At 69.9% G+C, this 18,492-nt stretch carries 14 protein-coding genes and 1 pseudogene; 6 read left to right on the top strand and 9 right to left on the bottom strand.

Annotation, left to right across the window (positions count from 1 at the left end; translation table 11 throughout):
* Window positions 1–128: 128 nt before the first annotated feature.
* The 4 genes from KHP12_RS01595 to KHP12_RS01610 all read left to right on the top strand — a co-directional run bounded on the left by KHP12_RS01595 (window position 129) and on the right by KHP12_RS01610 (window position 6,940).
* Window positions 129–1,304 (top strand): ROK family transcriptional regulator, encoded by a 1,176-nt coding sequence (locus KHP12_RS01595; RefSeq protein WP_086885474.1) that lies wholly within the window; start codon window positions 129–131, stop codon window positions 1,302–1,304.
* 111 nt (window positions 1,305–1,415) lie between these two features.
* Window positions 1,416–3,236, top strand: a complete 1,821-nt coding sequence (locus tag KHP12_RS01600) for an alpha-galactosidase D (protein WP_211831281.1) — start codon at window positions 1,416–1,418, stop codon at window positions 3,234–3,236.
* Between the two features lie 69 nt (window positions 3,237–3,305).
* Window positions 3,306–5,741: a glycosyl hydrolase family 95 catalytic domain-containing protein gene (locus tag KHP12_RS01605; protein ID WP_244202555.1), complete on the top strand. Its 2,436-nt coding sequence runs from the start codon at window positions 3,306–3,308 to the stop codon at window positions 5,739–5,741.
* The gene (locus KHP12_RS01610) at window positions 5,738–6,940 is read left to right on the top strand and encodes an SGNH/GDSL hydrolase family protein (RefSeq protein WP_086880120.1); all 1,203 of its coding nucleotides are present in this window, start codon (window positions 5,738–5,740) and stop codon (window positions 6,938–6,940) included. Before KHP12_RS01605 ends, KHP12_RS01610 begins: the two co-directional genes overlap by 4 nt.
* Window positions 6,941–7,018: 78 nt before the next feature.
* Here KHP12_RS01610 and KHP12_RS01615 read toward each other — a convergent pair whose 3' ends face one another.
* The 8 genes from KHP12_RS01615 to KHP12_RS53765 all read right to left on the bottom strand — a co-directional run bounded on the left by KHP12_RS01615 (window position 7,019) and on the right by KHP12_RS53765 (window position 16,700).
* Entirely contained in the window at window positions 7,019–8,176 is a 1,158-nt protein-coding gene (locus KHP12_RS01615; RefSeq protein WP_086880121.1) for an NAD(P)/FAD-dependent oxidoreductase, read from the bottom strand.
* A 23-nt stretch (window positions 8,177–8,199) separates the two neighbouring features.
* Window positions 8,200–9,084 (bottom strand): ABC transporter permease, encoded by an 885-nt coding sequence (locus KHP12_RS52715; protein ID WP_208652858.1) that lies wholly within the window; start codon window positions 9,082–9,084, stop codon window positions 8,200–8,202.
* Entirely contained in the window at window positions 9,081–10,004 is a 924-nt protein-coding gene (locus KHP12_RS01625; RefSeq protein ID WP_086880122.1) for an ABC transporter permease, read from the bottom strand. The genes KHP12_RS52715 and KHP12_RS01625 overlap by 4 nt, the downstream gene beginning before the upstream one ends.
* A complete protein-coding gene (locus KHP12_RS01630; RefSeq protein WP_086880123.1) occupies window positions 9,965–11,158 on the bottom strand; it encodes an ABC transporter ATP-binding protein in 1,194 nt (397 codons plus the stop codon). The genes KHP12_RS01625 and KHP12_RS01630 overlap by 40 nt, the downstream gene beginning before the upstream one ends.
* Window positions 11,155–12,195, bottom strand: coding sequence for an ABC transporter substrate-binding protein (locus KHP12_RS01635; RefSeq protein ID WP_211831282.1), 1,041 nt, complete (start codon window positions 12,193–12,195; stop codon window positions 11,155–11,157). Before KHP12_RS01635 ends, KHP12_RS01630 begins: the two co-directional genes overlap by 4 nt.
* Before the next feature lie 60 nt (window positions 12,196–12,255).
* Window positions 12,256–12,981 carry a GntR family transcriptional regulator gene (locus KHP12_RS01640; RefSeq protein WP_086880125.1) on the bottom strand — a complete coding sequence of 242 codons (726 nt, stop codon included), beginning with the start codon at window positions 12,979–12,981 and terminating at the stop codon, window positions 12,256–12,258.
* Window positions 12,982–13,152: 171 nt separating this feature from the next.
* Complete coding sequence (locus tag KHP12_RS01645) at window positions 13,153–14,547, bottom strand: FAD-binding oxidoreductase (RefSeq protein WP_246643079.1); 1,395 nt, start codon at window positions 14,545–14,547, stop codon at window positions 13,153–13,155.
* Window positions 14,544–16,700: an alpha-L-arabinofuranosidase family protein gene (locus KHP12_RS53765; RefSeq protein WP_211831284.1), complete on the bottom strand. Its 2,157-nt coding sequence runs from the start codon at window positions 16,698–16,700 to the stop codon at window positions 14,544–14,546. The genes KHP12_RS01645 and KHP12_RS53765 overlap by 4 nt, the downstream gene beginning before the upstream one ends.
* Before the next feature lie 177 nt (window positions 16,701–16,877).
* On the opposite strand from KHP12_RS53765, the pseudogene KHP12_RS01655 reads away from it, so the two are divergent.
* Both KHP12_RS01655 and KHP12_RS01660 read left to right on the top strand, forming a co-directional pair.
* Window positions 16,878–17,030: pseudogene (locus KHP12_RS01655) on the top strand (ABC transporter permease); the annotation flags it as partial.
* An 88-nt stretch (window positions 17,031–17,118) separates the two neighbouring features.
* Complete coding sequence (locus tag KHP12_RS01660; RefSeq protein ID WP_086880128.1) at window positions 17,119–17,559, top strand: DUF7919 family protein; 441 nt, start codon at window positions 17,119–17,121, stop codon at window positions 17,557–17,559.
* Between the two features lie 77 nt (window positions 17,560–17,636).
* Here KHP12_RS01660 and KHP12_RS01665 read toward each other — a convergent pair whose 3' ends face one another.
* Window positions 17,637–18,338 (bottom strand): Glu/Leu/Phe/Val dehydrogenase dimerization domain-containing protein, encoded by a 702-nt coding sequence (locus tag KHP12_RS01665; RefSeq protein ID WP_086880161.1) that lies wholly within the window; start codon window positions 18,336–18,338, stop codon window positions 17,637–17,639.
* Window positions 18,339–18,492 lie beyond the last annotated feature (154 nt).

Below are 18,492 nucleotides of genomic sequence, written 5' to 3' on the forward strand. Positions count from 1 at the left end.
TTCGATCGCATGTCAACACCCCCGCATGAGCCGGGCTTTGGAAGCGGCATCGGGGCTCACAGGCAATCCTCAGGAGATTCTTGCTTCTTTCATTGACAGCGGAAAATAAGGGGCCTAGGTTCCCGGCCATGTCCTCGCCCTCCGCTGTCGAGTCGTTCCCGGTGCACACGTCGGCCGCCTCGCAGATCTTCACCACGGTCCTGTCGCAGGGCCCCCTCACCCGCCTGGAAGTGGCGCGGCGGGCAGGGCTGTCGGCCGCGGCCGTCACCAAGGCGGTCCGTCCCCTGATCGAGGCCGGCTACCTGGTGGAGGACGTGGACGAGGACGCGCGCCCGGCACTCGGGCGGCCCGCGAACCTGGTCCGGGTGGATGGTGGCCGCGCGCTGTTCATCGGGGTCAAGGTCACCGGGGACACGATCATCGGCGTGCTCACCGACCTGTGCTGCCGGATCCTCGTCGCCCGGCACATCCCCCTCCCCGCCCGTGACCCCAAGGCGGTGCTGGGGACGGCCGCGGAACTCGTCCGGGAGCTGCTCATCGAGGCGGACGGCCTCGGTGTGCGCGTCGCGGGCCTGGGCATGGCCGTCTCCGGCGATGTGGACCGCGCCGAGGGCGTGGTGCGCTACTCGCCCTTCCTGGAGTGGCGCGATGTGCCACTCGCCGAACTCGCCGCCATGACCACGGGGCTTCCGGTGACCGTCGACAACGACGTGCGCGCGCTGACCGTGGCCGAGCAGTGGTTCGGGGCGGGCGTGGGGCTGTCCGGCTTCGCCGTCGTGACGGTGGGCGCGGGCATCGGCTGCGGTCTCGTGGTCCACGGCAGGGTGGTGGCCGGGGCCCATGGCGTGGCCGGCGAGATCGGACACATCACCGTCGACCCGGCGGGCCCTCGCTGCCACTGCGGCAACCGTGGCTGTGTGGAGGCCATCGCGAGCGACGACGCCATCGTCCGTCAGGTCCGCGCGGCCACGGGGGTCCAGGTGGCCGACGCGGTCGAGGCCGCGGGACTGGCCCACGACGGGGTCGCCGGCGCCCGGGAGATCTACGCACGGGCCGGCGACGCCATCGGCCGCGGTATCGCCACCGTGGCCAATCTGCTCGGTCCCGAACGCGTGATCATCTCCGGCGAGGGTCTGGCCGCCTACGACCTGTTCGCCGACCACATCCGTGACGCCTTCGCCACGGCGGCCTTCGGCTCCGCGGCGCGGTGCGACGTACAGACCCGGCCGCTGCCCTTCGACGAGTGGGCCCGTGGAGCCGCGGCCACCGCCATCCAGTCCTTCATCCGATCAGACAGGCCCTAGCGGGGGCTGCCATTCCCCCACCGTCGGTTGGGACAGGGGCAACCTCCGCCGCCGTACCCCCGAACCCCGCCGCCACCCCGTTCCCCGAACCACACCCCAGGAGGTAGACCCATGCGGTCACCCTCGTACTCCGTCATGCCCGTACGCGGTCTGAGATCCCTCGTCGTCCTGGTCCTCGCCGCGGGCCTCGCCACGGCCGCCCCGGCCGCGCAGGCACAGCCCGATGACGGCAACGCCACCCCGGCATCCCCGGCCACCGCCGCCGCCAAACCCTATATGGGCTGGTCGAGTTGGAGCATGCAGTCGTCGAAGTACCCGGGCCTCAATCCGAACGGCGACTACAGCTACCTCACCGAGGCGAACGTCCTCAAACAGACCGACGCCCTCGCCACCAAGCTCAAGAGGTTCGGCTACGAGTACATCAACATCGACGCCGGCTGGTGGCGGAACTACGCGTGGACACCGGAGTTCGACGAGTACGGCCGCCAGAAGGCCGACCCCGTGCGCTTCCCGAGCGGCATGAAGGCGGTCGCCGACCACATCCACTCCAAGGGCCTCAAGGCCGGTATCTATCTGCCCGTCGGCCTGGAGAAGGAGGCGTACGGCGGGGGCAAGGTGCCGATCTGGAACGCCGAGGGCTGCTCCACCGCCGACATTGTCTACGACGACCTGCGCACCACCAACGGCTGGGACAGCGCGTACAAGATCGACTTCTCCGATCCCTGTGCGCAGAAGTACATCGACTCCCAGGCGCGGATGTTCGCCGACTGGGGCTATGACTTCCTCAAACTCGACGGTGTGGGCCCCGGCTCCTTCAAGAGCGGCGAGAACTACGACAACGTCGCCGACGTGGCCGCCTGGCAGAAGGCGATCTCCGCCACCGGCCGCCCGATCCACCTGGAGCTGTCCTGGTCGCTGGACATCGGGCACGCCGACGACTGGAAGAAGCACTCCAACGGCTGGCGCGTCGACACCGACGTCGAGTGCTACTGCAACACGCTCGTCAGCTGGGAGAACTCCGTCGACGACCGCTGGGACGACACCCCGGCCTGGACCCGGCACGCCGGCCCCGGTGGCTGGAACGACCTCGACTCCCTCGATGTGGGCAACGGCGAGATGGACGGCCTGACCAAGGCCGAGCGGCAGAGCTACGCCACGTTGTGGGCGATCGCCAAGTCGCCGCTCTACACCGGTGACGATGTGACCAAGCTGGACTCCTACGGGCTGTCGCTGCTGACCAACCGCGAGGTCATCGCCGTCAACCAGGGCGACGCGCCGCCCGCGCGGCCGGTCACACCGTCCGACCCCCAGCAGGTGTGGGCATCGAAGAACCAGGACGGCACCTACACGGTCGCCCTGTTCAACCTCGCGGACCGGCCGGCCTCGGTGACCGCCGACTGGCCGACGCTCGGCTTCACCGGCAAGGCCGCGGTCCGGGATCTGTGGAACCACGAGAACCTCGGCACGCACAGGAACGGGATCACCCAGGCCCTGCCCGCCCACGGCTCCCGCCTCTTCAAGGTCACCCCGCGCGGCGACGCGCTCACCTGGACCGGTATCGAGGCCGAGTCCTCCGCGAACACCCTTGGCGGCAATGCCTCGGTGGCCGACTGCGCGGCCTGCTCCGACGGCCACAAGGTCGGCAACCTCTACACCGGGGGCAAGCTGACCATCAACAAGGTCGTGGTGGACAAGGCCGGCACCTACCAGATCAAGGTGGCCTACGTCAGCGGTGACGCCCGTTCCGCCGATGTCTCGGCCAACGGCGGCGGCGCCACCCGCCACAAGTTCCCCTCGACAGGCGACTGGTCCACCGTCAATGGTGTCTACGTTCCGGTGACGCTCAAGGCCGGCTCCAACACCATCACGTTCGACAGCGGTTCCGGCTACGCACCGGACATCGACCGGATCGACGTACCGAAGTCCTCCTGAACACCAAGGGGCCCGGCCCCTCGGCCGGGCCCCTTGCCGATCTGCCGATCTCAGACGCCTGGAGCCGCCATGAACCCCCGCCCGACCGACACCGGCAGAGACCCCAATGGAGACGTCAACGGAGAACTCGACAGAGGCTCCGGCAGTGACCCCAGCAGACGCACCGCGCTGTCCCTCGCGGCGACGGCCGGACTCACCCTGACCCTCGGCGCCCTGCCCGCCTTCACCGCCTCCGCCGCGCCCCGGCGCCCGGCCGACACCCCGCCGCTCACCGACACCTCACACGACGAGCTGTGGTGGCGGGCCCCCGGCGACGAGGGCTCGCTGATCGAGCAGGGCCTGCCGGTCGGCAACGGCCGCCTCGGCGCCCTCGCGAGCAACGACCCCGGCCGCGAGCTGCTGCTGATCACCGACGCCACGATGTGGACCGGTGGCCTCAATGACACCCTCGACGCCGACGGCCAATTCTCCTACGGGCGCGATGACTTCGGCTCCTTCACCCTGCTGGCCCGGCTCACCGTGGACATCCCCGGCCACGACCTGTCCGGCGTCAACGGCTACCGCCGCACCCTCGACCTCGCGCAGGGACTGGTCACCAGCTCCTACGTCCGCTCCGGCGTCACCTACCGGCGCCAGATCTTCGCCAGCCACCCCGACGACGCGATCGTCCTGCACTTCACACAGAGCGGCGGCGGCCGCTACACGGGCAGCGTCACCCTGGAGGGCACCCACGGCGAGAAGCCCGTGAGCGCCGAGTCGTTCGGCGCGTCCTTCCCCAACGGCCTGCGATACGGCGCGGCGGTCACGGCGTACGGCAGCGGCGGCCGGGTCCGCGTCGACGGCACCCGCGTCGACTTCTCCGGCTGCAAGGACCTCACGGTGGTGGTCAGCGGCGGCACCAACTACGCACCCGACGCCGACCGCGGCTACCGCGACCCCACGCTCGACCCCGAGCAGCTGGCCCGTACGAAGGTGCTCGCCGCCGCCCGGCACTCGGCGGACACCCTGCGGCGCACCCATATCGCCGACTACCGCCGCCTGTACGAGCGGTTCACCCTCTCGCTCGGCACCTCCACGGACGCCCAGCGCTCCCTGGACACCTGGAAGCGCCTCACCGCACGCGCCCGGGACGGTGTGCCCGACCCCGAACTCGAGGCGGCCTACCTCCAGTTCAGCCGCTATCTGATGATCTCCGGCTCGCGCGACAGCCTTCCGCTGAACCTCCAGGGCCTGTGGTTGGACGGCAACGACCCGGACTGGATGGGCGATTACCACACCGACATCAACATCCAGATGAACTACTGGATGGCCGACCGTGCGGGGCTGTCGTCGTGCTTCGACGCCTTCGCCGACTACTGCCTCGCCCAGCTCCCGTCCTGGGCCAAGCTCACCCACGACCTCTTCAACGACCCGCGCAACCGCTACCGCAACTCCACGGAGAAGGTCGCCGGCTGGACCGTGGCCTTCTCCACCAACATCCACGGCGGCAGCGGCTGGTGGTGGCATCCCGCGAGCAACGCCTGGCTGAGCAACAGCCTGTACGAGCACTACGAGTACACCCAGTCGCGGTCGTACCTGGCGAAGATCTACCCGCTGCTCAAGGGCGCCTGTGAGTTCTGGGAGGCGCGGCTGCTCACCACCACCCTCCCCGGCACCTCCAGGGAGGTGCTGATCGACGACAGGGACTGGTCGCCCGAACACGGCCCGCAGGACGCCAGGGGCATCACCTACGCCCAGGAGCTGGTGTGGGCGCTGTTCGGCAACTTCGCCGCCGCGGCCGCCGAGCTGAAGAAGGACACCGCCTACGCGGACACGATCGCCTCGCTGCGGAAGAAGCTGTACCTGCCGGAGGTGAGCCCGAAGACCGGCCGGCTCCAGGAGTGGATGTCCCCCGACAACCTCGGGGAGACCACCCACCGCCATCTGTCCCCGCTGATCGGCCTGTTCCCCGGCGACCGCATCCGCCCCGACGGCTCCACCCCCCAGGAGATCGTGGACGGGGCCACCGCCCTGCTCACCGCGCGCGGCATGAACAGCTTCGGCTGGGCCAACGCCTGGCGGGCCGCGTGCTGGGCGCGGCTGAAGGACGCCGACACGGCGTACCAGCTCGTGGCCGACAACCTCCGCCCCTCCACCGACGGCAGCAACGGCACCGCGTTCAACCTCTTCGACATCTACGAGGTGGAGAAGGGGCGTGGCATCTTCCAGATCGATGCCAACTTCGGCACCCCGGCCGCGATGAGCGAGATGCTGCTGTACTCCCGCCCCGGCCATCTGGAACTGCTCCCCGCCCTGCCCGACGCCTGGGCCGCGTCCGGCTCGGTCACGGGACTGGCCGCGCGGGGCGGCTTCGTCGTCGATCTGCGATGGGAGCGGGGGCTGCCGACGTCGGTCACGATCCGCAGCGTCGGTGGCCGCACCACGACGGTGGCCCATGGCTCCACCTCCCGCACGGTCCGCCTGGAGCCCGGCGGGTCGGTCACGCTGACGGGGTTCGCCCGATGACGGCTCGCCGTGCCGCCGTCGGTGGCCTGGGTGTCGTACTGCTCGCCGCCGCCGCGCTGCACGCCACACCCGCCGCGGCGGCGGGCGGCCGACACGACGTCGTCACCTGGGCGGCGAGCGCGGATCGCGTAGGAGACGGGGCACCCGACCGTGGCTATCGGATGGTCGTGCACACCAGCGTCGGCGGAAGCGATCTGCGCATCCGCCTCTCCAACGCCTTCGGCGACCGGCCGCTGACCCTCGACAGCGTGTACGTCGGCGTCCAGAAGTCGGGCGCCGAGCTGAAGCGGGGCAGCAACCGGGCTCTGACCTTCGGCGGCAGGGACACCGTCACCGTCCCGGCGGGCGAGGTGGTGCTCAGCGACGCCCTGCCCGGCGGTCTGCCCGCCGCCACCAACCTGGTCGTCAGCCTCCACACCCCCGACGCGGCCGGTCCGGCGACGGGCCACGGGATGGCGATGCAGACGTCGTACACGACCCAGGGCGACCACACGGGGGAGGAGAGCGCCGCCCACTGGACGGACACCACCGGCTCCTGGTTCTACCTCGACGCCGTCACCGTCCGGACATCCGCCGCGACCGGTGCCGTGGCCGCGCTCGGCGACTCCATCACCGACGGCTGGCAGTCCACCACCGACCTCAACCGCCGCTGGCCCGACTACCTCGCGCGCCGGTTGCGGCAGGCTGCCACAGACGTCAAGGGAGTGGCGAACGAGGGGATCTCCGGCAACAAGGTCCTCGCCGACGGCGCCGGGCAGAGCGCCCTGAACCGGCTCGACCGCGATGTCCTGTCCCTCCCGGGCGTGCGGACCGTGTTCCTCTTCGAGGGGGTCAACGACATCAAGGCGCACACCGGTGTCACTGCCGCGGACATGATCGCCGGGTACCGCCGGATCATCGAGCGGGCGCACGCGGCCGGGATGTGCGTGGTCGGCGCCACCGTGGGGCCGTTCAAGGGCTGGAGCGAATGGGACACGGCCGCCGAGGGGGTACGGCAGGAGGTCAACGCCTTCGTCCGCAGCAGCGGCGAGTTCGACGCGGTGACCGACTTCGACCGTGCCCTGCGCAGCCCCTACGACCCCGAGCGCATCCTGCCGTTCTTCGACAACGGCGACCATCTGCACCCCAACGACAAGGGCATGCAGGCGCTGGCCGACGCCATCGACCTCACGGCACTCGACTGCGCCGACGGCCCCTGAGACCCGTTCGACCCGCCGGGCCCGGTGTGCCGGGCCCGGCGGGTCGTCACCACCGGTAGCCGCCTTCGCCACCCTGTCTCACTGCTCGCCCGGACGGCGGGCCGGAGGTGGCGGGGGCAGGACCGCGCCCGAGGTGAAGCGGCCGGGCCGGAAGTCCTTCAGCAGGGGGGATTCGTGGCCGTAGAGCTCGTCCGCGACCAGGCGGCCGAGCAGTGGGGCCAGGGTGATGCCGCTGTGGGTCGCCACCACGTAGAACGGCACGTCGGCGGCGGGGAAGCCCGCCACCGTGAAGCCGTCGCCCGGCATGGCGCGCTGACCGACCCGGACCTTCTCCACGACGGTGCCCCCGGTGGCGTCCAGCACCTCGGGCAGACGGGCCAGCATCGCGGAGGCGATCTCGCCATCGGGCGGGTACGGCTTGGCGGGGTCCGCCGTCGCGTCCAGGTCCAGGGCCTGGAGCAGCAGCCGACCGCCGCCGTCCGGGCGTACGTTGAGCCGCGGGCCGGTCAGCACGCGGGACAGCCGCGCGGCCGCCGGCGCGGTGGTGGCGAGGAAGCCGACCGTGGCCGAGCCCGCGAGATCCGGGTCCGCCATGGGGACATGCGCATCGGCCAGCGCGGCCACTTCCTGCGTCCACCGGCCCGCGCAGCTCACCACCGTGTCCGCCGGGTGGCGGCCGCCGTCGGCGCACATCACGGTGGCTCCGGCCGGCCCGTGTTCGATCGCGGTCACCCTGGCGCCGCCGACCACCGTCACGCCACGGTCCCTGGCCGCGCCCAGCAGCCGGGACAGCAGCAGCACGGGCAGGGTGTACGCCTCCTCGGGGAAGAAGGCGAACACGGCGTGGGACGGTGCCGCCGCGAGGTCCGGCTCCAGTTCCCGGGCCTGTTCCGCGGTGATCCACTCGGCCGGGTAGTCCCTGGCCCTCAGCCGCGCCACCCGCCCGGCCAGCACCTCCTTGTGCCGGTCCGTCACCGCCCACTCCAGGTTTCCGGCGGGGAAGAACCACGGCGCGCCGTCCCCGGCCAACTCGTAGTGTGCGCGGATACCGGCGTGGTTGAGCGTGAAGTACGGCTCCGGCTCCTTGTTCGCGCTGTTGATCCAGGCGAACGAGTTCGCCGTGGTGCCCGCCCCGGGGTGATCGGCCTCCAGCACGGTGACCCGGGCGCCACGTGCCGCCAGCTCCGCCGCCACCGCCGCGCCCACCACTCCGGCTCCGATGACCACAACTCGCACGGGAATCCTCCTTGGTACGAAGGTCAGCTCTCGGGGTCGGCCCCGAACAGATGCGCGACGCCGACGACGCGCTCGATGATGACGACGGCCACCGCGGCGAAGAGCACCATCACGGTGCCGACGGCGGTCACGGTCGGGTCGTAGTTGTACTGGAGGTAGTTGAAGATCCGCACCGGCAGGGTCTGCATGTCCGTGGTCACCACGAACAGCGCGATCGTCAGGTCGTCGAAGGACGTGATCAGGGCGAAGAACGCCCCCGCGATCAGCGGCCCGCGCACGGCGGGCAGCGTCACATGCCAGAACACCTGCGGCGCCTTCGCGCCCAGCCCGGCGGCGGCCAGCTCCGCCGATCGGTCGAGCCCGGCGAGCCCGGCCAGCACCAGGCGCACGGTGTACGGGACGGTCAGCACCAGATGCGCCAGCAGCAGGGTGAGCGGGCTGGACGCCATGCCGAGCTGGGCGTACCACTGGAGCAGCCCGATGCCGAGCACGATCGTCGGCACGGCGAACGCACTCGAGAACAGCCTGTCCAGCACCGACTTCCCCGGGAACGGATAGCGGTGGATGGCCAGCCCGGCGGCGAGCCCGAGCGCGGTGGACACCACGGCCGCTCCCGCCGCCACGCCGATGCTGAGCAGGAACGAGTCCAGGAACTCGGGGCGGTTCAGTAGCTCCGCGTACCAGTGCAGGGTCAGTCCCTTGGGCGGGAAGGTCACATAGCTGGTCGTGGTGAGCGAGGAGGCGATGGTCACCAGCACGGGCGCCAGCAGGAACAGACCGACGAGCGCGGCGAACACGGCGCCGAGCAGGCGCCTCGCGCGCCCGCCCGCGCCGGTGGCGATCGGCTTGCCCGCGGCCTTGCTCGTCGCTGTCGCTGTCGCCGTTTGGGTTTCCGTTGCCGTGGTCACGCGAACACCTCCTTGTCGCCACGTCCGCGCAGCAGCCGGGCGTACACGGCTGTCAGAATCGTCGTCACCACGATCAGGACGAAGCCGATGGCCGCCGCGTACGGCCAGTTCAGGTTGGACGTCGCCTCGGTGTAGACGAAGTACGGCATCAGCTTCACCGTGGGCCCGCCCAGAATCGCCGGGGTGACGAAGCTGGAGACGGTCAGGCTGAACACGATCAGCGAACCGGCGAGCATCCCCGGCAGGGACAGTGGCACGGTGATCCGCCAGAAACACGTCCAGCCGCTCGCCCCCAGACCCTTGGCCGCGGGTGTGAGGGCCGGGTCGATCGGGTCCAGGCTGCCCATCAGCGGAAGCACCATGTAGGCGAGCATCACATGCACCATGCCGATCACGACCGCGGTGTCGTTGTACAGCATCTTCGGCGCGTCCTGGCCCAGGGCGTGGAACCCGTCCGCGATCGGCCCCTTGGGCCCGAGCAGCACCAGCCATCCGTACGCCCTGGTCACCATGGAGATGAGCAGCGGCGACAGCAGCACGAGGGAGAGGTAGTTGCGTGCCCTGGGGGAGCGGCCGCGCAGATAGACGGCGAACGGGTAGCCCACCACGAGGCAGCCGAGGGTGGTCAGCGCGCCGATCCACAAGGTGTGCCACAGCACATCCCGGTAGAAGGAGTCCCCGAGGAACCGCGTGTAGTTGTGCAGGGTGGGATCGCCCGACTGGGTGCGGAAGCTGTTGTACACCAGCATGAACAGCGGTGCGATGAAGAGCAGGGCGAGCACCGCGATGGCGGGGGAGGCCAGCAGCAGACCGGTGCGCCACGGGCCGCGCTTCGTGACCGGCCCGGAAACCCCCGGCGTCGGCGCGGAGCCGTCGGGCGTCAGGGCCGGGCCGTCAGCGACGCGTGCTGTGGCTGCCATGCGCAGATCACCTCCTCGCCCAGCCCGGGCACCTCGGAACCGAACGGCAGCGTGGCCTCGACGCGTCCCGCGGCCGTGGCCACGACGCAGCGGACACGGGTGCCCAGGAAACGGGTGGCCTCGACGGTGCCGGGAAGCCCCGGCTCCGCCGCCGTACCGATGGATGTGTCCGCCGAGCGGCCCTTCCCGGACACGCCTTCGGGGAGGGCCAGCACCCGTACGGCCTCCGGCCGCACATAGAGCCGTACCGCCTCGCCGTCGCCCGGCGCGGTGCCCACCGGTGTCGCCGTGACGAGGTGGGTGTCAGCGATCCGGCAGCGATGCCCATCGGCGGCCGCCCCCGCCGCGATCCCATCGAGCACATTGACCTCGCCGACGAACTGCGCCACGAAGTCGGTGGCCGGACGCAGATACACGGTCTCGGGGACGTCCAGCTGGTGGATCGCCCCCTCGGCCATCACCGCGATCCGGTCCGACACCGCGAGCGCCTCGTCCTGATCGTGGGTGACCAGGATCGTGGTGGTGCCCACCCGTCGCTGGAGGGCGGCGACCTCCTCGCGCAGACGCACCCTGAGCTGGGCGTCGAGGTTGGAGAACGGCTCGTCGAGCAGCAGCAGATCGGGCTCCACGATCAGCGCCCTGGCCAGGGCCGTGCGCTGGCGCTGCCCGCCGGAGAGCTGGCGCGGATAGCGCTCGCCCATGCCGTCGAGCCCCACCAGCTCCAGGGCCTCGGCCGCCCTGCGCCCGCGCCGGGCCGCGCCGACCTTGCGCATGCGCAGGCCGAACGCGATGTTCTCCGCCACCGTCATATGGGGGAAGAGGGCGTAGGACTGGAACACCATGCCCATGGCCCGCCGGTTCGCCGGGAGCCGGGTGATGTCGCGGCCGTCCACCTCCACCACGCCGGAGTCGGGCAGCAGATGGCCAGCCACCATGTTCAGCGTGGTGCTCTTGCCGCATCCCGACGGACCGAGCAGGGTGAGGAACTCCCCGGGCTCCATCGTCAGGTCGATGCCACGGACGACCTCCTTGCCGCCGAGGGCCTTGTGTATCCCCTTGAGGACCAGTCGCCCGCGGGTGCTTCCCGCCCGGGTGGCGGTGTCCGCCCCGGTCGGCGCGCTCTCCTTGCCCACGGTGTCCGTCCCCGCGGTCACTTGCTCTCCACCTGCTTGTTCCACTGGTCGGTCCAGGCGGAGCGGTTCTTGTTGATGGTCTTCCAGTCGAGCTTCAGCAGCGAGTCCACCTTGTCGGTGCTGACGCCCTTGTTCTTCAGGGCGGGGTCCTCCTTGACGCCCTGGATCACCGAGCCGTCGTAGGTCGCCTTGGCGAGCGCCCGTTGGACGGACGGCTCCAGCAGATGCGCCACGAACTTCTGGGCCAGCTCCCCATGCGGTGCCTTCTTGACCACGTTCGCCGTGGTCACCAGGCCGATCGCACCGTCCTTGGGATAGACGAACTCGATCGGGAAGTCCTTCTCCGCCAGCGTCGAGGTCCGCGACACCCCCCACACCGAGGCGGCGGCCTGGCCCTGGAGGAAGTAGTTGGACACATCGGCGGTGGTGTCGAACGTCGCCGCGTTCTTGGCGATCTTCTTCACCGCCGTGAGACCGGGGTCGACGTTCTTCTCCGAGCCGCCGTTCGCCTTGGCCGCGCCGACCAGCAGCCCCACCCCATAGGTGTTGACGATCGAGGGGAGGACCACCTTGTCCCTCAGCTTGGGGTTGGCCAGATCCTCCCAGGTGGTGGGCTTGGGGATGCCATGGTCCTCGAACCACTCGGGGTTGTAGGCGATGCCCGTGGCCGTCAGCCCGAACCCCACCCCCGAGTCGTGCTCCATCCGGGCGATCTTCACCACGTCGTCCACCGGCACCACCTTGGTGTCGATCGACGCGAGCAGCCCGGCCTCCAGCGCCTGCGCCTGCGGGCCGTCGTCCACCAGCGCCACGTCGATCTGCGGATTGGCGCGCTGTGCCTTGAGCTTGGCGACGGTGTCGGTGGAGGAGCCGGGGATGTAGGTGACCTTGCAGCCGCAGCTCTTCTCGAACGCGGGCAGGACCGAGTCGCGGAACGCGGTCTCGAACGAGCCGCCGTAGCCGGCCACCACCAGGGCGCCTCCCTTGCCGCCACCGGCGGAGGGGCTGGGAGCACCGCAGCCGGTGACGGCGACGGTGAGTGTGAGGGCACTGGTCACGGCACACAGGGTGGGCAGGGCTGATCGGGGAAATGGCATGGCTACCTCCTGCGATGAGGGTCAGCGGCCTTGGAGGGACGTCTCCACGTAGAAGCGGGATGTGTCGGTCGGCAGGATCATTTCGAGGTGTTCGACCACCTCGTCGTTCTCCGCCCAGGTAGTGCGCAGCCAGCGGAAGACCGCGGTACCCGGCTTCAGGCCGAAGAGCTGGGCGTGCTCCTCGTCCAGGGCGTACGGCTCCACATAGAGCCGTGAGCGCTGTAGTGGCACGCCACGGTCGCGGAGATACATATGGCTCGTGATGGTGACCAGATCCTGGTCGAGCAGGTCGGGGGCGAATCGGAAGGGCAGCACGGCGAGCTCCGTGCCGGTCACGCGGCTGCCGTCGGGGCTGAGCTTGTGGCGATCGAGCTGTACGACGGCGTCGTTGTCGTCCAGGCCGGGCAGCCGCAGCGCCGCGCCGCCCGCGGGCAGGACCTTGGCGCTGATCACCCGGTGGTCGCCGTGGGCCTCGGGCCCGCTGGTCAGTACGCCCGCGGCGCGGAGCAGATTTTCCTCATCGGTGGTCTGTGCGACGAACGTGCCGTGTCTGCGGTACCGGACGACCAGCCCGGCGTCCACGAGCTCGCGCAGCGCGCGCTGCACGGTGATCCGCGAGACACCGAACTGTTCTCCGAGCTCGGCCTCGGTGGGCACCCGGGTCCCCGGCTGCCACCGGCCGTCCCGGATGTTGCCCTCCAGCTCCCGGCGGATCTGCTCGTACAGCGGGAGGTCACGTTCGGCCATGCGAAGAGAGTGATCTCACCCAATTGATATGTCAATACGTTGGATGGATATGACTCACGGCCGTAACGCATCACTCGGGCCCGGAAGCGGGATCAGTTCCACGATGACTCCGTCCCGGGTGTCCCGGAGATAGGCGAAGCGGACCCGATGAACGGACACCGCGGGCCTATGTCATCCGTGGCTCAGCGCGTGGGGCGCCGTTTGCGGCAGGGGAATGCCCTGGAACACGCCGTCCGGGTCGACGGTTTCCTTGATCGCGAGCAGCCGGGCGGTGTTGCCGCCGTAGACGTAGGGGATCTGGTCAGTGGCCTCGGGCCCCAGCACGTTCGCGTAGCCGCCGGCGAAGGCGTGCGGCTCCAGCGCCGCCGAGGCGGCATCGGCCCAGACGGCGTGCCGGCCGCTGTCCTTCTCCGGCGTCCACACGGCGATGACCTCGGCCATCATGTGCGGCTTGCGCAACGCGAAGGCCGTCTCCGACCACGGGACGCGGGAGGCCGCTCCGTGGAAGTGGTGCAGGGAGAAGGCCGACAGGGGCGACGTCATCGCCTTGGCCCCCTGCACCAGGGCGTCCACCACCTCGGGGGTGTGGCGGGGGAGGGAACGCGTGCGGATGGTGACGTACCGCCCGTCCGGGAACATTGTGTCCCGTGCGGCTATCGCGGCCGCGAACGAACCGGTCTCGAACTCGGCCACCGCGGCGGTGCCCAGGCGCGTCAGCCGCTGTACCGGACCGGCCGGATCCGTGCCGACGACCGGCTCGCCGGACCAGGTCGGCCACAGCATGGCCATGGGCTTCCCCTGAGGGCCGTTGATGACCCCGGTCTGGACCGTCAACGCGTCCGGGCAGTCCGACAGGACGTCCTCCAGCCGGGCGAAGACCTTCTGGGCCTGCCGCAGCGAATACAACACCATCCCCGTGACCACGGCGGGCACCGCGTGCAGACGGATCTCCATGGACGTCACCACGCCGAAGTTGCCACCTCCGCCGCGCAGCGCCCAGAACAGGTCCGGCTCGTGCTCGGCGTCGGTCCAGACGACGGATCCGTCGGCCAGCACCACCTCGGCACCCGTCAAGTTGTCGGCGGCGAGGCCGAATCGGCCGCCCAACGGGCCGTATCCACCGCCCAGGGTCAGCCCGGCCATGCCCAGGGTGCCGATGGTGCCGGTGGCGGCGACCAACCCGTACCGGTCGGCGGCGGCGAGCACACGGTTCGCCCTGGCACCTCCGGCAACGGTCGCCCGACGGGCCCCCACATCGATGTGCACCGAGCACATCGGGGTCAGATCCAGCGTCAGCCCATCGTCGCTGAGCGCACGCCCCGCCCAGTCATGGCCTCCGCCCCGTACCGACAGCGGCAGACCGAACGCACGAGCCGTCCGGACTCCGGCCCGCACCTCGGCGGTCGATGTGCAGCGCAGCAGAATCGCGGGCCTGGACGCGACCGCGCCGTTCCACAGCGCGGTACCCGCCGCGTACTCGGGACCCCCGGTGATGACCCGATCGGCAGGCAGGAGCCTCTTGAGTTCCGCTACTGCCCGCTGCCGAGTCGGTGAGTCGACTGTCATGCCTTGCTCCATCGGTACATGTGGTACATCGATATGCGATCACAGGCGGAGAATGCCGTCCGCGGCGAGTGACGCGTGATACGCCATGGTGGCGGTATCGGCCAAGAACACGACTTCGAGCCCTGATTCGGCGGCGGCAGCGGAGAGCACGTCATCCGGACTCGCCCCGGCGAACGCACGGTTGTCGACCAGGTAGGTGCGCACCTCGAACCCGTTCTGATCGGGCTGACCGAGCAGGTCGACGACGGCCCGCCATGCTTCGTCGTCCGAGTGGTCCGTGCGTATGACAAGGGCCTCGGATTCGAAATCGTGATGCGTGAAATCGATGGCCGGCCCGCCACCACGGCCACGTCGACCGTGCCGGCATGCCGAACCCCCCCTAGGTCGACCCGGGACTTGACGTCGTCGTCAGGTGAGCGGTTGACGACGAGGACGCTGAGCGTTCCATTCTTGTCGACGGTGGCATTCGTCACCAGCGCCTCGTAGGACGAGCCCAGCGGTGTCTCCCGGGTGGAGACCTCGGCGTTGCTCTTCACCTTGCTGTCCACGACATGTCCGCCGTCGTGGAAGAAGTCGCTCAGCTGCTCGCGCACGATCGCTTCCGGAGTGCGCACAAAGCTCGGCGCACCGCCGAAGAGTGTCCGTGACAGTCCCGGCTTCTCCCCGATCAGGCCGTTGCCCGTGGTCCAGCGGACGCCGAGGTCGGCGAACCGGGCCCACTGCGATGCCATGTAGAGCGCGTGCGACATGGCGTAGGAGTACTCGCGATATTCCTCGGCGCCCTGATTCTTGCCGAAGAAGAGCGCGCCGCACTCGGACACGGCGACATCCGCGCCTTCCTTGCCGTGTTTCTGTACCAGTGCGGTGAGGTCGGCGACCATCTTGGCGGCGGCCGCGTCCCCGAGCATCTGATAGTCGTGTCCGGCCCGCTTGTCCGGGAAGCGCGTGGCCTTCAGATCCCGCGAGAAGTTCGTGTACGGATGGATCGCCATGCCGTCGTACTTGTCGGCGTGGCCGTGCTCGTCCAGGAGTTCGGGGAAGCTCTTCCCGCCCGCGAGCTTTCCGGCCTCGATGGGCGCCCAGACGGCAAGAACCTCGATCGAGGGATCGACCGCCTTCATCTTGGTGTAGTAGTCGACGAATCCGGCGTGCGGACCGGAGTCGTAGTCGGCGGTGATCTTCAGCCCCTTCCGGGGAACCTCTCCGTGTCGGCCGTCACCGAAGCGGATCCTGCCGTTGCCCGGGTCGAAGGTGTAGACGCGGTCGCCCGCCCCGGCCGAGGAGAGATCGGTGACCTCGTGCCATGTGGTGTCACCGACGCGGACGATCTGGCTCTTGGGGACGACGGGTGGGTACCGGACGGTGAAGGTCTGGTGGGGTTGGCCGTTGCTGACCGAGGCGGCGGGGCGGTGGTCGGTGGGGGTCCCGACGCGCTGGTGCTTCTGCCGTTGTGTGCCGCCGAAGGCGTACTGCCGCATGGCCTTGTCGTCGTCCGCGCTCATCCAGTAGCGCTGGTGTGTGCCGAACAGTTCGTTGTCGATTTCCCAGTAGCGCACGCCGTAGGGCTCGGGGTGGCCGTTCCGCGCTCGCAGATCTCCCCACTTCGTGCCCTGTGGGGCGTTCATGTACGCCACCCAGTCGGCGATCTCGTCCGGGGTCGAGTTGGCGAACGGTGCCATGATCTCTGGCGTTGCGCCGACCTGCCGGATGAAGGCCATGTACTCGTCCGGCCCGAACCGGCTGTCGACCGGCTCGCCCTTTTGCCCCTCCACCTGGCGGGTCCGGTCCTCTTGTGGACCTATGGCTCCCTTCCAGTTGAAGAGGTTGGACGAGGTGCCGCCGGGATAGCGGATCATCCCGACGCCGGATTTCTTGATCTTTCCGACGATGCCGGGGGCGGGGCGGTTGTGTTTCGAGTCCCACATTCCGTAGGCGTCGTCGTACCACTTGGCCCCGTTCACCCCGGTCATGTACGAGCTCACCTTGAACGATCTCCGCTGGGCGTCGATGGCGATGACCGGCATGCCACCGGAGTCGCTCGACTTCGTCAGGTCCTCGGGGGTGCATCCGGTACCCATGACACCGGCCGCCACCGCGGCCGCGCCGTACAGGAAGTGGCGCCGGCCTATTCCGTGCCGACGTGTCTCGCTCATATCGGTCCCTCTGCTCCCTGGACGATCTTCGCTTCCGTGGGCACGAGACGGTAGGGGATGGCCTTGTGTGGTTCTTGTGAGGTGATCTGCCGGACCTCGGCTGGGAGGTGGAAGGGATATGACCGACATCCCCGAGAGCACCGCCCGGTCGCACTCGCCTGCGAGGGCCTGCGATACCAGGCCAATCCACTGAGCTACCAGGTCGACGCGTTGCGCGGACTGCTGCTTGGCACCCCGCACCATCTCGCGCTCGACTACGCCGTCCTGGTGCTGGCCGCGGCGGCCGGTATCACGGCGGCCTCCTCGCTGCTGGGGCGGCTGGCGCGCTGACCCGATCGGTGTGCGGAGCGCGCCACACCGTACTGTCGCCGGGGCAGTGGCCATCGGCGATGCCCCACGAGTACGAGAGGAACACGCGGTGCGGTACGAGGACGGCTCCCCTTACGCCTACACCCCCGGCATCGGGGTGCCCCAGGGCGTCCAGGCGATCAATGTCGGATGGCTGGAGCGGCAGGAGGAGTTTCCCCGCGGTGAGGTGCCGACGGAGTTCGTCCACGCGCTCGCGGTGATGTGCCGGGACAACTCCACCAATCGTATGCGGGGTTGGCAGGGCTGCACCCTCCCGCACCCGGAGGGAAAGCCGCCGTATCCCGTCGTGGTGGACGTCGACGGCACCGAGGTCACCCTCGGCAGCGCCGAGATCAGGCTCCTGGCCCGCGACGGCCGATGGCTCATCGCCCCCAATCTCGTCCTCCACTACGTGGCCGCCCACGGCTACCTCCCGCCACGGGAGTTCATCGAGGCGGTGACGGCAAGGCGGGCCATCCCGGAACCGCCCTCGGGGATGCCGCGGTTCTAGCCATCCGCGGCCATCCGCGGCCATCCGCGGCCATCCGCGACCACCGGCGGCCCTCGCGCCTCGCCCGCGGCGGCGCGTCACGGACGCAGTCGTGCCCGGGCGAGTTCGGTGGCGGCGTCCGCGGTGGATACGCCCGTGCGCCGTGAGCGGTCGAGCACCTCGGCCACGCGGACACCGACTTGGCGGACGCGTGCCTCGGCATGTGCGCTGTCGTGGCCGAGGAGCTGCTCCTCCAGGAAGATCAGGTCCCCGGCGTTCACGCAGAAATCGGGTGCGTAGAGGATTCCGCGCGCCTGAAGCATGGCGGCGTGAGCGGGCGTGGCCAGGACGTTGTTGGCGCCTCCGACGATGATGCGGCACTCCAGCCACGGCAGCGTCTGGTCGGTCACGACGCTGCCGAGCCCGCAGGGCGCCAGCACATCGCATGCGACGGCCGGCGCCGCTTCCGGTGCGACGACCCGAGCGCCGTGCCGCGCCGCGACGGCGTCCGCCCGGCGGGGGTCGGTGTCCGCCACGATCAACTCCGCGGCCTCGATCATGATGCTCCAGCCCCCGCCCAGTCCCAGCCCGGCGGCCGCGGCCTTGAGCGTCATGGCCTCGGCCAGCCACAGGCCGTCCACCACGGCGGCGTCCTCGTCGGGGTACGCATGCATCCGTACTCCGCCCAGGGCCGGTCCGAGCGTGGTGTCGTGGATCACGACGACCGACCGGAGCCCGGTCTCCTCATCGCGGCAGAGCGCGACCTGTTCGAAGCCGTCGGCATGGATCGGTGTCATCATGCCCGGCATTCTCACCGACGGCACTGACAAGTGGCCGATGTCCCGGTCCAAGCCGGACATCCCGGCCGGCATTCGCCCGTCGGTGTCTACCCGCGGCCGTCGGGTTCGGTGACGCTGGGGTGGTCGATGCGTCGCCGCATCGCCGGGGAGGCGG

This window comes from Streptomyces asiaticus (genome assembly GCF_018138715.1).
In the GTDB taxonomy this organism is placed as follows: domain Bacteria; phylum Actinomycetota; class Actinomycetes; order Streptomycetales; family Streptomycetaceae; genus Streptomyces; species Streptomyces asiaticus.

Bases quoted from the DNA above. Each gene is read 5' to 3' on its own strand.
- KHP12_RS01595 (WP_086885474.1), top strand. From the start codon at position 129: ATGTCCTCGCCCTCCGCTGTCGAGTCGTTCCCGGTGCACACGTCGGCC.
- KHP12_RS01600 (WP_211831281.1), top strand. From the start codon at position 1,416: ATGCGGTCACCCTCGTACTCCGTCATGCCCGTACGCGGTCTGAGATCC.
- KHP12_RS01605 (WP_244202555.1), top strand. From the start codon at position 3,306: ATGAACCCCCGCCCGACCGACACCGGCAGAGACCCCAATGGAGACGTC.
- KHP12_RS01610 (WP_086880120.1), top strand. From the start codon at position 5,738: ATGACGGCTCGCCGTGCCGCCGTCGGTGGCCTGGGTGTCGTACTGCTC.
- KHP12_RS01625 (WP_086880122.1), bottom strand. From the start codon at position 10,004: ATGGCAGCCACAGCACGCGTCGCTGACGGCCCGGCCCTGACGCCCGAC.
- KHP12_RS01640 (WP_086880125.1), bottom strand. From the start codon at position 12,981: ATGGCCGAACGTGACCTCCCGCTGTACGAGCAGATCCGCCGGGAGCTG.
- KHP12_RS01645 (WP_246643079.1), bottom strand. From the start codon at position 14,547: ATGACAGTCGACTCACCGACTCGGCAGCGGGCAGTAGCGGAACTCAAG.
- KHP12_RS53765 (WP_211831284.1), bottom strand. From the start codon at position 16,700: ATGAGCGAGACACGTCGGCACGGAATAGGCCGGCGCCACTTCCTGTAC.
- KHP12_RS01665 (WP_086880161.1), bottom strand. From the start codon at position 18,338: ATGATGACACCGATCCATGCCGACGGCTTCGAACAGGTCGCGCTCTGC.